This is a genomic window from Pseudomonas hamedanensis, from assembly GCF_014268595.2.
Classification (GTDB): domain Bacteria; phylum Pseudomonadota; class Gammaproteobacteria; order Pseudomonadales; family Pseudomonadaceae; genus Aquipseudomonas; species Aquipseudomonas hamedanensis.
This window is the reverse complement of sequence record NZ_CP077091.1, coordinates 5,753,249-5,767,173: the sequence shown is the minus strand read 5'-3', so window position 1 is coordinate 5,767,173 and position 13,925 is coordinate 5,753,249. Positions and strand designations below refer to the sequence as shown.

Annotated in this window: 12 protein-coding genes; 7 read left to right on the top strand and 5 right to left on the bottom strand. The window is 60.9% G+C overall.

Annotated features, from left to right (window positions below; all coding sequences use genetic code 11):
- Nucleotides 1–4: 4 nt before the first annotated feature.
- Nucleotides 5–1,345, top strand: a complete 1,341-nt coding sequence (locus HU739_RS25285) for a DEAD/DEAH box helicase (protein WP_186546823.1) — start codon at nucleotides 5–7, stop codon at nucleotides 1,343–1,345.
- A gap of 107 nt (nucleotides 1,346–1,452) precedes the next feature.
- Here the strand turns inward: HU739_RS25285 and HU739_RS25280 are convergent, their stop codons facing one another.
- Nucleotides 1,453–2,694 carry a TIGR03862 family flavoprotein gene (locus HU739_RS25280; RefSeq protein WP_186546824.1) on the bottom strand — a complete coding sequence of 414 codons (1,242 nt, stop codon included), beginning with the start codon at nucleotides 2,692–2,694 and terminating at the stop codon, nucleotides 1,453–1,455.
- Between the two features lie 270 nt (nucleotides 2,695–2,964).
- On the bottom strand, nucleotides 2,965–3,885 hold the full coding sequence (locus tag HU739_RS25275; protein WP_186546825.1) for a histone deacetylase family protein: 921 nt from the start codon (nucleotides 3,883–3,885) through the stop codon (nucleotides 2,965–2,967).
- An 82-nt stretch (nucleotides 3,886–3,967) separates the two neighbouring features.
- Between HU739_RS25275 and HU739_RS25270 the strand changes: the two genes are divergently transcribed.
- The 3 genes from HU739_RS25270 (at nucleotide 3,968) to HU739_RS25260 (ending at nucleotide 6,106) form a co-directional block, all read left to right on the top strand.
- Nucleotides 3,968–4,537: a GNAT family N-acetyltransferase gene (locus tag HU739_RS25270; protein ID WP_186546826.1), complete on the top strand. Its 570-nt coding sequence runs from the start codon at nucleotides 3,968–3,970 to the stop codon at nucleotides 4,535–4,537.
- 109 nt (nucleotides 4,538–4,646) lie between these two features.
- On the top strand, nucleotides 4,647–5,516 hold the full coding sequence (gene tesB, locus HU739_RS25265) for an acyl-CoA thioesterase II (RefSeq protein WP_186546827.1): 870 nt from the start codon (nucleotides 4,647–4,649) through the stop codon (nucleotides 5,514–5,516).
- Nucleotides 5,513–6,106 carry an HAD family hydrolase gene (locus tag HU739_RS25260; RefSeq protein WP_186546828.1) on the top strand — a complete coding sequence of 198 codons (594 nt, stop codon included), beginning with the start codon at nucleotides 5,513–5,515 and terminating at the stop codon, nucleotides 6,104–6,106. Before tesB ends, HU739_RS25260 begins: the two co-directional genes overlap by 4 nt.
- A gap of 117 nt (nucleotides 6,107–6,223) precedes the next feature.
- On the opposite strand, the gene HU739_RS25255 is transcribed toward HU739_RS25260, so the two are convergent.
- Entirely contained in the window at nucleotides 6,224–7,177 is a 954-nt protein-coding gene (locus HU739_RS25255; protein WP_186546829.1) for an alpha/beta hydrolase, read from the bottom strand.
- On the bottom strand, nucleotides 7,178–8,062 hold the full coding sequence (gene ypfJ / locus HU739_RS25250; RefSeq protein ID WP_186546830.1) for a KPN_02809 family neutral zinc metallopeptidase: 885 nt from the start codon (nucleotides 8,060–8,062) through the stop codon (nucleotides 7,178–7,180).
- Nucleotides 8,063–8,450: 388 nt separating this feature from the next.
- Here ypfJ and HU739_RS25245 point away from each other — a divergent pair, with 388 nt between their 5' ends.
- Complete coding sequence (locus HU739_RS25245) at nucleotides 8,451–9,329, top strand: DMT family transporter (RefSeq protein ID WP_186546831.1); 879 nt, start codon at nucleotides 8,451–8,453, stop codon at nucleotides 9,327–9,329.
- 125 nt (nucleotides 9,330–9,454) lie between these two features.
- Here HU739_RS25245 and HU739_RS25240 read toward each other — a convergent pair whose 3' ends face one another.
- Complete coding sequence (locus HU739_RS25240; protein WP_186546832.1) at nucleotides 9,455–10,789, bottom strand: MFS transporter; 1,335 nt, start codon at nucleotides 10,787–10,789, stop codon at nucleotides 9,455–9,457.
- A gap of 340 nt (nucleotides 10,790–11,129) precedes the next feature.
- Here HU739_RS25240 and quiC point away from each other — a divergent pair, with 340 nt between their 5' ends.
- Both quiC and HU739_RS25230 read left to right on the top strand, forming a co-directional pair.
- Nucleotides 11,130–13,031, top strand: coding sequence for a 3-dehydroshikimate dehydratase QuiC (gene quiC / locus HU739_RS25235; protein WP_186546833.1), 1,902 nt, complete (start codon nucleotides 11,130–11,132; stop codon nucleotides 13,029–13,031).
- A 102-nt stretch (nucleotides 13,032–13,133) separates the two neighbouring features.
- Nucleotides 13,134–13,811, top strand: coding sequence for a TetR/AcrR family transcriptional regulator (locus HU739_RS25230; protein WP_186546834.1), 678 nt, complete (start codon nucleotides 13,134–13,136; stop codon nucleotides 13,809–13,811).
- The last annotated feature ends 114 nt before the right edge of the window (nucleotides 13,812–13,925 follow it).

Sequence of the window (13,925 nt, the reverse complement as noted above, 5' to 3'; positions counted from 1 at the left end):
TCCCATGACTTTCGCCTCCCTTGGCCTGATCGAACCCTTGCTGCGCTCCCTCGAGACGCTCGGCTACCAGACCCCGACGCCGGTGCAGGCGCAAGCCATTCCGGCGGTGCTGGCCGGTCGTGACCTGATGGCCGCGGCCCAGACCGGCACTGGCAAGACCGCCGGTTTCGCTTTGCCGCTCTTGCAGTTGCTGGCCATGGAAGGGCCGAAAGTCAGCGCCAACTCGGCGCGTGCGCTGATTCTGGTGCCGACCCGCGAGCTGGCCGAGCAGGTTCATGAGTCTGTGCGCCAGTACGCCGAAAACCTGCCGCTGCGCACCTATGCGGTGTACGGCGGTGTCAGCATCAACCCGCAGATGATGAAGCTGCGCGGCGGCGTCGATGTGCTGGTCGCCACGCCCGGTCGCTTGATCGACCTGTTCCGCCAGAACGCGCTCAAACTCGATCAGTTGCAAACGCTGGTGCTGGATGAAGCCGATCGTATGCTCGACCTGGGCTTCTCCGAAGAACTGGCGAATATTTACCGCATGCTGCCGAAAAAGCGCCAGACCCTGTTGTTCTCCGCAACCTTCTCCGATGACATCCGCTTGCTCGCCGGGCAGATGCTCAACGATCCGCTGAGCGTCGAAGTCAGCCCGCGCAACGTTGCCGCCAACACCGTTAAACAGTGGATTGTGACGGTGGACAAGAAGCGCAAGGCCGAACTGTTCGTGCACCTGATGCGCAAGAACAAGTGGAAGCAGGTGCTGGTGTTCGCCAAGACCCGCAACGGTGTCGATGCACTGGTGGAAAAACTTCAGGGCCTGGGCGTGAACGCTGACGGTATCCATGGCGACAAACCACAGGCGACTCGCCAGCGCGCGCTGGACCGTTTCAAACTCAGCGAAGTGCAGATTCTGGTGGCGACCGACGTCGCCGCCCGCGGTCTGGACATCGAAGACCTACCGCTGGTGGTCAACTTCGACCTGCCGATCGTGGCCGAGGACTACATTCACCGCATCGGTCGTACTGGCCGTGCGGGCGCTACGGGCGAGGCGATCTCGCTGGTGTGCGCCGATGAAGTAAACATGCTGTCGGCGATTGAAATGCTGACTCGCCAGACCTTGAAGCGCCAGAACGAACCGGACTTCGAGCCTGAACATCGCGTGCCGGACACCGATGCCAGCGGTCAGGTGATCAAAAAGCCGAAGAAACCGAAGAAGCCGAAAGCGTCGGGCGGTGGCGGCGGTAAGCGCAACCTGGGCAAGTGGGTGGACAGCGGCGAGACCTCGGCACCGGAACCATCGATCAAGCCTGTGCGCAAGGTGCCGGTCTTTAATACTGGGCCGCGTAAACGCAAACCTTAAACATCGCTGCGCCTGTCAGATTGCTATCGCGAGCAGGCTCACTCCTACAAGGTCCTATGCGCTCCCTGTAGGAGTGAGCCTGCTCGCGATCTGGTAACGCACGGTCTTCAGCCCTTACGCTGCAACCATTCCAGCATTGCAAAACCGGCAGCCCGCCCGCTGGCAAAACACCCGGTCAACAAATACCCACCCGTCGGCGCTTCCCAGTCAAGCATCTCGCCCGCGCAAAATACCCCCGGCAACGCCCTGAGCATCAAGCGCTCATCCATCGCTTCGAACGTCACGCCACCGGCACTGCTGATCGCCTCATTCAGCGGCCGGGTTTTCACCAAGGTCACCGGCAATGCCTTGATCGCTCGCGCCAAGAGCGCCGGATCGGCGAAGGTCTGGGCATCGGTCAACTCACGCAACAACGCCGCTTTCACCCCATCAATTCCCACCTGACTGTGCAGATGCTTGGCCATCGAGCGTGAACCGCGTGGCTTGCTCAGCGCTGCCTGCAATTTATCCACAGGCCGGCCGGGCAGCAGATCGATGTGGATAACCGCTGCCCCATCGCGATTGATTGCCTCGCGAATCGGCGCCGACAGTGCGTAGATCAGACTGCCTTCCATCCCGGTCGCGGTGATGACGCATTCGCCCAAGCGCGGCACATCGTCGTTCAATCCAATGGCGATGTTTTTCAGCGGCGCGCCGGCGAATTTACTGACCATCAGCTCGCTCCAGGCCCGCACCTCGAAGCCGCAATTGCTTGGCTGCAACGGTGCCAGGTCCACACCGCGTTGCTCCAGCGCCAGCATCCATGCGCCATCCGAACCCAGGCGCGACCAACTGCCGCCGCCGAGGGCGAGCAGGGTGGCATCGGGTTCGACGGCTATTTCGCCTTGTGGCGTGTCGACGCGCAGCGCGCCTTGCTCATCCCAGCCGAGCCAGCGATGGCGGGTGTGGATCACTACGCCGCTGTCGCGTAGGCGCTTGAGCCAGGCGCGCAGCAACGGGGCGGCTTTCATGTCGGTGGGGAACACGCGGCCGGAGCTGCCGATGAAGGTTTCGATACCCAGTTCGTGAATCCATCGGCACAGCGCATCGGCATCAAACGCCCGTAACAGCGGGGCGACCTGCGGCGCACGGTCGGCGTAGCGCGAGAGAAACGCCGGGTAGGCTTCGGAGTGGGTGATGTTCATGCCGCCGACCCCGGCCAGCAGGAATTTGCGCCCGACCGAGGGCATGCCGTCGTAGAGATCGACGCGCACGCCGGCCTGGCTCAGCACTTCAGCGGCCATCAGGCCGGCGGGGCCACCGCCGATGATGGCGACGTGAGCATTGATGGGGACGGAGTTCTGGGTCATGGGCGTGCGCTGCGGTATGGCGGGATAAGGCGCGCATTCTAACAGCGCAAAACCCCTGTAGGAGTGAGCCTGCTCGCGATAGCGGAATCACATTCAACATTGATGCTGGCTGATCAACCGCAATCGCGAGCAGGCTCACTCCTACAGGGACTGCGCAGTGGCCAATTATTAACCAGTCTTCTGTAAGCCCCAGCCACCAAGGCCCGCAGTGCCTTTCACTCAGGTTATCCACAGGCAGTTCCACAGCGATTGTGGGTAACGCAGCACGTTTCAATGACAACCGTGTGAATCCCACACGCGCTTTGCGCTGTGATGAAGGATGCCGTGGCGGCGGGCGAGGGCGTGGCGGTCCTTGCTGTAGCCGCCGCCGATCACGCCCATCACCGGAATGTCGCGGCCCAGGCAATGGCGCATCACGCTTTCATCGCGGGCGGCGACGCCCGCGTCGGTCAATTGCAGATAACCGAGGGCGTCGTCCTTGTGCACATCGACGCCGGCGTCGTACAGCACCAGATCCGGCTGGTACAACGGCAACAGGTAATTGAGCGTGTCGTCCACGACCTTCAGATAGTCGGCATCGCCCATGCCTTTGGGCAGTGGAATGTCCCAGTCACTTTCGGCTTTGCGCGCAGGAAAATTCTTTTCGCAATGCAGGGAAACGGTAATCGCCTCTGGGGTGTTATGAAGAATCCGCGCGGTGCCGTCGCCCTGATGCACGTCGCAATCGAAGATCAGCACGCGATTCACCCGACCGCTTTGCAGCAGGTAATGGCTGATGATCGCCAGGTCATTGAAGATGCAGAAGCCGGCCGGATAATCGTAGTGGGCGTGGTGAGTACCGCCCGCCAGATGGCAGGCCAGGCCATGTTCCAGGGCTTTTTCCGCCGCCAGAATCGAACCGCCGACCGCCCGCACCGTGCGCCGCGCCAGCGCCTCGTTCCATGGCAAGCCGAGACGCCGTTGGTCTTCGCGGGACAACTCGCCGCTCATGTAGCGTTCGATATAGCGGCGGTCATGCGCGAGGGCGAGGATGTCGTTGGGGCAGATTGGCGGGCGCAGCAGGTCGGCATCGCGGGTCAGGCCGCTGTCGATCAGGTGATCGCGCAACAGACGAAACTTGTCCATGGGGAAGCGGTGATCCGCCGGGAACTCGGGGCTGTAGTCTTCGTGGTAGATCAGCGGCAGCGGCATGACTTGTTTCGTGCAGGACGTAGGAAAGAATGAAGGATCCTACCAGCGATGTAGACTGGCGGCATGGAAATGGAGGGGCACGATGGAGCCGATACTGGAACTGCAAAGCGCACGTTTGCTGATGCGTCAGTGGCAGGACGAGGATTTGCCGGCATTTGCGGCGATGTGCGCCGATCCGCAAGTGATGCGCTATTTTCCGGCGCCGTTGAGCCGACTGCAAAGTGCCGAGCTGATCGGCCGGGTCCGCGGGCATTTTGCCGAGCACGGCTTCGGCCTGTGGGCGCTGGAGCGCAAGGACACCGGCGAATTCATCGGATTCACCGGGCTCGGTGTGGTCGGTTTTGACGCGCCGTTCACCCCGGCCGTGGAGATCGGCTGGCGTCTGGCCAGAGAACATTGGGGGCTGGGGTACGCCAGTGAAGCAGCGTGGACGGCTCTGCGATGCGGCTTTGATCGGTTGGCGCTGAAGGAAATCGTTTCATTTACCGCTGAGCAAAATGCGCAGTCGGAGAAAGTCATGCAGGCGATCGGCATGCATCACGACCCGCAGGATGATTTCGATCATCCGAAACTCGCTGTCGATCACCCGCTGCGCAGACATATCCTGTACCGCATCACCCGCGAACAATGGCTGCAAACCTTGCATGGATAAGCCGACATGGACGTTTACAATGGCGGCCATATCAATGGCTCGGGCCATAACCTGAATCGGCCGCCGCAGCCAAGACTGCGCGGCATTGCTGTGTGTGAGGAGAGTCTGAATGAGCCAAGTGCTGGAAGATCTGGTCGATTTGCTGACCCTGGAGCCGATCGAAGAAAACCTGTTTCGCGGCCGTAGCCAGGACTTGGGTTTCCGTCAGTTGTTCGGTGGCCAGGTGCTGGGCCAGTCGCTGTCGGCGGCCAGTCAGACGGTTGAAGAAGCGCGTCACGTGCATTCGATGCACGGTTATTTTCTGCGTCCGGGCGACGCCAAGTTGCCGGTGGTGTATTCGGTTGATCGTGTGCGCGATGGCGGCAGTTTCAGCACCCGTCGGGTCACGGCGATCCAGAAGGGCCAGCCGATTTTCACCTGCAGTGCGTCGTTTCAGTACGACGAAGCCGGTTTCGAACACCAGAGCCAGATGCCGGTGGTGGTCGGTCCGGAAAACCTGCCCTCGGAGCTGGAGCTGACCCAGCAGCGGGCACACCTGATTCCCGAGCACATGCGCGAAAAGCTGTTGTGTCCGAAGCCGATCGAAGTGCGCCCGGTCACCGAAAAAGATCCGTACAACCCGCAACCGGCCGATCCGGTGAAATTTGTCTGGTTCCGCGCTGACGGTGCCTTGGCCGATATTCCGGCGCTGCACAAATACCTGCTGGCGTACGCTTCGGACTTCGGCCTGCTGACCACTTCGATGCTGCCCCACGGCAAATCGGTCTGGCAGAAAGACATGCAGGTCGCCAGCCTCGACCACGCACTGTGGTTCCACAATGATCTGCGCGCCGATGACTGGCTGCTGTATGCGATGGACAGTCCGTGGGCCGGCAATTCCCGTGGTTTTTCCCGGGGCAGCGTGTACAACCGCGCCGGACAACTGGTTGCCTCGGTCACGCAGGAAGGCTTGATCCGCCATCGCAAGGATTGGGCATGAGCCTGGCCGATGTGCGCCACTGGGTGTTCGACATGGACGGCACGCTGACCGTCGCGGTGCACGATTTCGCGGCGATTCGTGTGGCGTTGGCGATTCCACCCGGAGACGACATCCTGACTCATCTCGCCGCATTGCCGCCGGATGAGGCCGCGGCCAAACACGCCTGGCTGCTGGAACACGAGCGCGATCTGGCCTTGGGTTCGACCCCGGCCAGCGGCGCGGTGGAGCTGGTGCGTGATCTGCATGCGCGCGGCTATCGCCTCGGCATTCTCACGCGCAATGCGCGGGAGCTGGCGCATGTGACGCTGCAGGCGATCGGTCTGGCGGACTGCTTTGCCGTGGAGGACGTGCTGGGGCGCGATGAAGCTCCGCCGAAACCGCACCCCGGTGGTTTGCTGAAACTCGCAGCAGCCTGGAATGTTCCGGCCAGCGAGATGGTGATGGTGGGCGATTACCGTTTTGATCTTGATTGCGGGCGAGCGGCGGGGGCGCGGACGGTGTTGGTCAACTTGCCGGATAACCCGTGGCCGGAATTGACCGATTGGCATGCAAGGGATTGTGTGGAGTTGCGGCGGATGCTGTTTGCCTGAGATCTTTGTTGCCTGAACCGGCCCCTTCGCGAGCAGGCTCACTCCTACAGTTTGGAATGGGTTCCCCCTGTAGGAGTGAGCCTGCTCGCGATAGCGTCGGCACATCGAACACCAAACCTACTGATCAAACAACGCCTTCTGCCCCTCAGGCGATGTCAACATCCCATCCCCGTCATGCCCCACTCCGGGCACTTCAATCAGTCGCTGATTGATCCCCTCGGGATGGCGGCGCAGCAGATAACCGAAATACAGCTTCCCGCGCATCAACCGGTAAGCGCCTTGTGCCTCGGCCGCACAGCTTTTGTCCAGCGCCGGATGTTCGGGATCGACATCCTGCTGCCCCAGCAGATAAATCACTTCACGTTTGACGTAAGCGCTTTCCACCTGCAACGGCGTTTGCCCGCCGGCGTATACCGGCATGTCGGTCAGGCCATACTTCCAGCGATTGAAGCCCGGGCACTGCGCGTGATCGAACGCCACCGGCCGCTGTTCGTTGAAGTACGCATACGATGAAGGATTGGCGACCACGTAGCGCATGCGAATACCGTTGGCCTTGAGCGCCGGCTGTTCCTTGGCGAGCAGGGCGTAACGCTGCACCACCTGAGCGCCGCCGGAATGGCCGAAAATCACGATCTGCTTCACGTCGGCAAACTGCTTGCGATCGCTGACCCGTGCGACGATTTCATCCAGCGCCGCGAACGAACTCAACGGATTCGGCCCTGTGGATAAGCCGCCGGCCATCCATTCGTTGCCTTTCCAGCGCAGCAGCGTTGCCGGCAGCGAATACAGCGGCACATCGCTTTCGTTGAGAAACTGCGGGGCAATCACCAGTGTGTGCGATGTCTGTCCCGCCAGTTCGACGGCACTTTCCGCGCTTTTGCGGTAGGTCTCGGCATTGCGCAGCCGACCGTGAATGACGATCACCACGCGCTCGATTTTTTCCGGCGCCGGTCCGATGCCGACGGCCATTTCGCCGGCTTTGAACTGCAAGCGCCCGGGGCTGATTGCGTCGACCCCGGCGGCCTGCGCCGTGCTGCCGAGGATCAGTAGAGCCAGAAGCCATTTATGCATTTACAGGGTTTTCGCCGCGAAGGTGTCGCACTGGCTTACCTGGCCTTGTGCGAATCCGGTTTTGAACCAGCGCACCCTTTGCGCCGACGTCCCGTGGGTGAACGAGTCCGGTACCACGCGGCCCTGACCCTGTTGTTGCAAACGATCATCGCCGATGGCGTTGGCGGCGTTCAAGGCTTCTTCGATGTCGCCGGGTTCCAGCCAGTTCAGGCGCTTCTGTGCATTGTAGGCCCAGACGCCAGCGAGGCAGTCGGCTTGTAATTCCTGGCGGACCAGCAAGCCGCCGTCGCCTTCCATCTGCCGGCCTTGCTGGCGCGCAGCCTGGATTTTCGCCGAGACGCCAAGCAGCGTCTGCACGTGGTGACCGACTTCATGCGCGATCACGTAGGCCTGGGCGAAATCTCCGGCGGCCTTGAAACGTTGCGACATTTCCTCGAAGAAGGCCATGTCCAGATACACCTTCTGGTCGGCCGGGCAATAGAACGGGCCGGTGGCCGACGTGGCCATGCCACACGCCGAATTCACCCGGTTGCTGAACAGCACCAGCGTCGGGTCTTTGTATTGGCGCCCGGCCTGCTGAAAGATCGGGCCCCAGGTGTCTTCGGTGTCGCCGAGGATCGAGCGGACGAATTCGGCCTGTTCGTCGTTGGCCGGTGGCGCCTGACGGGTTTGCGAAGTGGGCGCCGGTTGCTCCATCTGTCCGGTGAGCTGACCGAGGATCTGCATTGGGTCCTGGCCGGTGAGCCAGCCGATGCCGACGATCAACACGATCGCGGTCAGGCTCAGGCCTTTGCCGCCACCGAAGCGCATGCCGCCGCCACCGCCTGCGTCATCACCCCGCGCGTCGACGACGTTGTCACTGCGTCGGCCTTTTTTCCATAGCATGTGGGAATCCTCTTTTGGTGCGGGTGAAGTGGCAGGTGGTGATGAGTGTTGCTGGTGTGTGAGTGTGGCGCCAGTCCGGTCGTCCGTCCATTCACACGCGCCCTCGTCGGGCGGGCTTGTTATTGACGGTCGACCGGGCCGCGAATTCAATCCCAGGGTGAATTTCTGCAGGCGTTTTCGTGAACCCGCCGTTTCGACAGCAGTCAGTGACGTTGCAGGCGTGCCGAAGTGGCGGGAGTCTTGCTTCAGACTTCTGACTAACGGCAGTTTCCCGGCGAAGAAGGGTGCGACCTGTGCGGTTGTTGAAAGCTCCGCCGACTATGCTTGCCAAATCGATTGCAGCCAGTGCGACCGTGTTCGCCAGCGTATTTTTTCCTAGAGATTGCCCATGACCGTCAGCACTCCGCTCTCCGGTGTCAACCAGCCCTTCAAGGGGATTTTGCTGATTGTCGTGGCGACGTTTCTGTTTTCCAGCCACGACGCGCTGTCGAAATACCTGTCCGGGTTCTATCCGATCGTCATGGTGGTGTGGGCGCGCTATGTGGTGCACACCTTGTTGATGGCGGGGATTTTTCTGCCGCAGTCCGGGCTGCGCGTCCTGCGCACCAAAAAACCGTTGTGGCAGTTGGTTCGGGCGCTGTGCCTGCTCGGCACCAGCCTGTTCTTCACCACGGCGCTGCTGTACATCCCGCTGGCGGAAGCCACGGCGGTCAACTTTCTCGCGCCGGTACTGGTGACGGCGCTGTCGGTGCCGCTGCTCAAGGAGCGGGTGACGCGCGGGCAGTGGATCGCGGTGATTTGCGGCTTCATCGGCGTGCTGATCATCGTCCATCCCGGCGGTGAACTGTTCACCCCGGCGGTGTTGCTGCCGTTCTGTTCGGCACTGTTTTTCTGCTTCTATCAATTGCTGACCCGCAAGCTCGCCGAAGTGGACAGCCCGACCACCAGCAATTTTTTTGCAGGTCTGTGCAATACCCTGGTGATGAGCGCGCTGGTGCCATTCTTCTGGCAAGTGCCGACGTTGCCCCATGCCGCGCTGATGCTGGCGCTGGGCAGTTGCGGGATGACCGCGCACCTGTTTCTGACCCAGGCCTTCCGTCACGCCGCACCGGCCTTGCTGGCGCCGTTCGGTTATTGCCAGATCGTGTTTGCGGGATTGTTGGGCTGGTTGTTGTTCGACCACACGCCGAGCGGGTTGACCGTGATCGGCATCGTGGTGATCTGCTGCAGCGGCCTGGCGGCGGCGTGGCAGCAGAGTCGGCGCTGAAGAAACGCAAAACTCCCTGTAGGAGTGAGCCTGCTCGCGATTACGGTGTATCAGTCGCTGAAGATGTTGACTGATACAACGCTATCGCGAGCAGGCTCACTCCTACAGGGGACGGGTTTGGCAGGTTACTCGACAGTCGGAATCTTGCGCGGTGCCATGAAGTACATCCACGTCAGTGCGAGGAAGTACATCGCCGGGATCAGGGTGAACAGCACTGTGTAGTTGTTGTGGGTAACAGTGAGGATGTGGCCGACGATCTGGGTCATGAACATCCCGCCGATCGCCGCGCACATGCCACCGAAGCCGAACACCGTGCTCATCATGTGCTTGGGCGTGTAATCCATCACCAGGCTCCAGATGTTCGCGGTCCAGGCCTGGTGCGCGCCGATCGCCAGGGAAATAGCCGCCACGGCCACCCACAGATTGGCCGAGCCAGCCGCCATGACCACGCCGATGATGCAGCAGGCGAACAGGAACATCGACAGCAATCGCGCCTTGATCGAGTTCATTCCGCGACCGATCAGGAACGAGGACAGGATGCCGCCACCGACACTGCCGAAGTCGGCGGTGACGTAGATGATGATCAGCGGAATGCCCATCTGCGTGACGTTGATCCCCAGGTTGTATTGCTGATTGAGAAACGGCGGCAGCCAGTACAGGTAAAACCAGAACACCGGGGCGGTCAGCGAATAGGCAATGGCGAAGGCCCAGGTGCCGCGCATACGCAGGATTCTCGAAAACGGCACGCGGGCCTGTTCCGGTTCGACTTCCTGCTGGATGTAATCGAGTTCCGATTGTTTAACGCTCGGGTGATCTTCCGGGTTGAAGTACTTCAAGCCCCAGAACAGCAGCCAGATCCCGCCCAATGCCGCCATGCACAGAAACGCTGCCTGCCAGCCCCACACATGAAGCACCAGCGGCAACAGCATCGGCGTGAACATCGCACCGACGTTGGTGCCGGCGTTGAAGATGCCAGTGGCCACCGCGCGTTCGCCGGCCGGAAACCACAGGCGTGTGGTTTTCACACAGGCCGGGTAGTTGGCCGCTTCGGTCAGGCCGAGGATAAAGCGGCAGACCATGAAGCCGACTGCCGAAGTCGCCAAGCCATGGGCGCCGGTGGCCAGGCTCCAGAGCAGCACGGCGCAGAAGAACACGCGCTTGACGCCGACCCGGTCGATCAACCGCCCTTGCAGGACGAAACCGATCGCGTAGCCGACCTGAAACCAGAAGTTGATGTTGGCGTAATCCATCGCCGTCCAGCTCATTTCCTTGGCGAGGATTGGCTGCATGACGCCGAGGGCGGCGCGGTCGATGTAGTTCAGAGTGGTGGCAAAAAACACCAGCGCCAGCATGCCCCAGCGGGTCTTGCCGACCGCCATGGCGCCGCGGATCTTGTCGCCGATGCCAGCCGTGGCAGTGCTCATGGCCGGAGCCACGCGGGAAGTCTGTGAAGGAATCATTGTGTTCCACCCGTTTTTGGATTTTTTATTTGGTGTGCTTTTTCTCTTGCACGCTGCGACCGGTGGTTCAGATCCGGACTCAATGTGCGGTCGATGTTGGGCAGTGGACGAAAAATCGTCAATTCGCCAAACCGCCATTGTGTTCGATAATCGCACGCAAAACTAACCGGGTAGTACACTTTAAATTGCTGTGCGCAGGGATGCAGCCAATAATTTGCTCATTATAAAAACCTACTCGATGTAGGCGTTGCCGAAGGCTGCGATCTTCGCTTTTGACGATCAACAGATCGCAGCCTTCGGCAGCTCTTATGTAAAAGCGGCGCAGTCCGGGAGTTGAAAGATGCAGCGTTCCATTGCCACCGTTTCCTTGAGCGGCACCCTGCCGGAAAAACTCGAAGCCATCGCCGCCGCCGGGTTCGACGGGGTGGAGATTTTCGAAAACGACCTTCTGTACTACGACGGCAGCCCCCGTGAAATTAAACAGATGTGCGCCGATCTTGGCATCGCCATCACGCTGTTTCAGCCGTTCCGTGACTTTGAAGGCTGCCGCCGTGACCGGCTGGCGCGCAATCTGGAGCGCGCCGAGCGCAAGTTCGATCTGATGCAGGAACTCGGCACCGACCTGGTGCTGGTATGCAGCAACGCAGCGGCAGACAGCATCGGCGATCAGCAAATTCTGGTGGACGATCTGCGCCTGCTGGCCGAGCGCGCCGGTGCCCGTGGCTTGCGCATCGGTTACGAAGCGCTGGCCTGGGGCCGTCACGTCAACACTTATCAACAGGTCTGGGACATTGTGCGTCAGGCCGATCACCCGAGCCTGGGTGTGCTGCTCGACAGCTTCCACACCTTGTCGCTCAAGGGCGATCCAGGCGCGATCGCCGAGATTCCCGGCGACAAGATCTTCTTCGTGCAAATGGCCGACGCGCCGATTCTGCAAATGGATGTGCTGGAGTGGAGCCGACATTTCCGCTGCTTCCCGGGGCAGGGCGAATTCGATCTGGCGGGATTTCTCGCGCCGATTATCCAGAGTGGCTACACCGGGCCGCTGTCTCTGGAGATCTTCAACGATGGCTTCCGGGCTGCTCCGCCGCGGGCCAATGCTGCCGACGGTTTGCGATCGCTGCTGTACCTGGAAGAGAAAACCCGCCAGCGTCTGGAGCAGGCAGCCACGCCGGTGGTTAATCGCGAGATCCTTTTCGAAACACCCAAGGCCAGTGAGTACAACGGCATCGAGTTTCTCGAATTCGCCGTCGACGAGGCGCTGGGCGCAAAACTCAGTCTTTGGCTGCAACGCCTCGGTTTCGTCACGGCCGGGCAGCATCGCTCCAAGAGTGTGAGCCTGCTGCGCCAGGGCGATATCAACCTGATTCTCAACGCCGAGCCTTATTCGTTCGGCCACAGTTTTTTCGAAGCCCACGGCCCGTCGTTGTGCGCCACGGCGATCAGGGTCAAGGACAGCGCCAGCGCACTGGCCCGCGCCGTTGCGTATAAGGGCCAGCCCTATCGCGGACTGGTCGGCCCCAATGAACTGGAACTGGCGGCAGTGCGGGCGCCGGACGGCAGTTTGATTTATCTGGTCGATGAAGACGCCGATGTCTACGGCACCGACTTCAACCTGCTGCCAGACGCGGTGGCCTGCGGCGGCCTCAAGCGCATCGATCACATGGCCATGGCCCTGCCGGCGGACAGCCTCGACAGTTGGGTGCTGTTTTATAAAAGCCTGCTGGATTTCGAGGCTGACGACGAGGTGGTGTTGCCCGACCCCTATGGTCTGGTGAAGAGCCGCGCACTGCGCAGTCGTGACAGTTCGATTCGCTTGCCATTGAATATTTCCGAGAACCGCAATACCGCGATCTCCCACGCGCTGTCGAGCTATCGCGGCTCCGGGGTGCATCACATCGCCTTTGATTGTGACGATATCTTCGCCGAAGTCAGTCGGGCGAAAGAGGCGGGCGTGCCGCTGCTGGATATCCCGCTCAATTACTATGACGACCTTGCCGCGCGCTTCGATTTCGACGACGAGTTTCTCAGCGAGCTGGCCTATTACAACGTGCTCTACGACCGTGACGCCCAGGGCGGCGAGTTGTTTCACGTCTACACCGAGCCGTTCGAAGGGCGTTTCTTCTTTGAGATCATTCAGCGTAAAAACGGTTATGCCGGATATGGCGCGGCGAACGTCGCGGTGCGTCTGGCGGCGATGGCCAAATCACGCAGTGGTGCGGTGCGTCAGGCGAAGTTGTAGGAAATTCGTAAGCGCGGGACCAAACAGCGGTTGCGTGGCTTCCTTCGGTGTGCCGCGCGGCCCATAATCGCCAGCCTGTGCAGTGATGGCCGTGAGCCCGCAATGACAATGAATTCAGAACTATCCGCTGCTGCTGTCGAGTCCAGCGCCGAGCCGCGCAAGAGTCGCAAGAACAACCCGGAAAAGACCCGCGAGAACATCCTGCAGGAGGCGATCGTCGAGTTCGTCCAGCAAGGTTTGTCCGGCGCCCGCGTTGACGCGATTGCCGAGCGCATCCACACCTCCAAGCGCATGATCTATTACTACTTCGGCAGCAAGGAGCAGTTGTACGTCGAGGTGCTGGAAAAACTCTACGGCGATATCCGCAGCACGGAAAACCGCCTGCATCTGGACGAACTGCCACCGGAGCTGGCGATTCGGCGCCTGGTGGAGTTCACCTTTGATCACCACGATCGCAACGTCGATTTCGTGCGCATCGTCAGCATCGAAAACATCCATAACGCCGAATACGTGAAGCGTTCCGATGCGATCAAGGCGCTGAACAATACGATTCTCGATACCCTTGGCACGATCTTGAAGCGAGGTGCTGACGAGGGCGTGTTCCGCCGTGGAATCGATGCGCTGGACGTGCATCTGCTGATCAGCTCGTTCTGCTTTTATCGCGTGTCGAACCGCCATACGCTGGGTGAGATTTTTCAGATCGATCTGCCGGACGACGCCATCAAACAGCGTCATCGCGAGATGATCTGCGAATCGGTGTTGCGCTACCTGCAGGCCTGACGCATCCCACCCTGTAGGAGTGAGCCTGCTCGCGATGGCATTCCGTCAGCCAATGCATCTATTGGCTGACACACCGCTATCGCGAGCAGGCTCACTCCTACAGGGGGCGGCAGG

What these genes read in the sequence shown, in the direction of transcription:
- HU739_RS25285 (WP_186546823.1), top strand. Translation starts at nt 5, where the DNA reads ATGACTTTCGCCTCCCTTGGCCTGATCGAACCCTTGCTGCGCTCCCTC.
- HU739_RS25255 (WP_186546829.1), bottom strand. Translation starts at nt 7,177, where the DNA reads ATGCATAAATGGCTTCTGGCTCTACTGATCCTCGGCAGCACGGCGCAG.
- ypfJ (WP_186546830.1), bottom strand. Translation starts at nt 8,062, where the DNA reads ATGCTATGGAAAAAAGGCCGACGCAGTGACAACGTCGTCGACGCGCGG.
- HU739_RS25275 (WP_186546825.1), bottom strand. Translation starts at nt 3,885, where the DNA reads ATGCCGCTGCCGCTGATCTACCACGAAGACTACAGCCCCGAGTTCCCG.
- HU739_RS25230 (WP_186546834.1), top strand. Translation starts at nt 13,134, where the DNA reads ATGACAATGAATTCAGAACTATCCGCTGCTGCTGTCGAGTCCAGCGCC.
- HU739_RS25270 (WP_186546826.1), top strand. Translation starts at nt 3,968, where the DNA reads ATGGAGCCGATACTGGAACTGCAAAGCGCACGTTTGCTGATGCGTCAG.
- HU739_RS25260 (WP_186546828.1), top strand. Translation starts at nt 5,513, where the DNA reads ATGAGCCTGGCCGATGTGCGCCACTGGGTGTTCGACATGGACGGCACG.
- HU739_RS25245 (WP_186546831.1), top strand. Translation starts at nt 8,451, where the DNA reads ATGACCGTCAGCACTCCGCTCTCCGGTGTCAACCAGCCCTTCAAGGGG.
- tesB (WP_186546827.1), top strand. Translation starts at nt 4,647, where the DNA reads ATGAGCCAAGTGCTGGAAGATCTGGTCGATTTGCTGACCCTGGAGCCG.
- quiC (WP_186546833.1), top strand. Translation starts at nt 11,130, where the DNA reads ATGCAGCGTTCCATTGCCACCGTTTCCTTGAGCGGCACCCTGCCGGAA.
- HU739_RS25240 (WP_186546832.1), bottom strand. Translation starts at nt 10,789, where the DNA reads ATGATTCCTTCACAGACTTCCCGCGTGGCTCCGGCCATGAGCACTGCC.
- HU739_RS25280 (WP_186546824.1), bottom strand. Translation starts at nt 2,694, where the DNA reads ATGACCCAGAACTCCGTCCCCATCAATGCTCACGTCGCCATCATCGGC.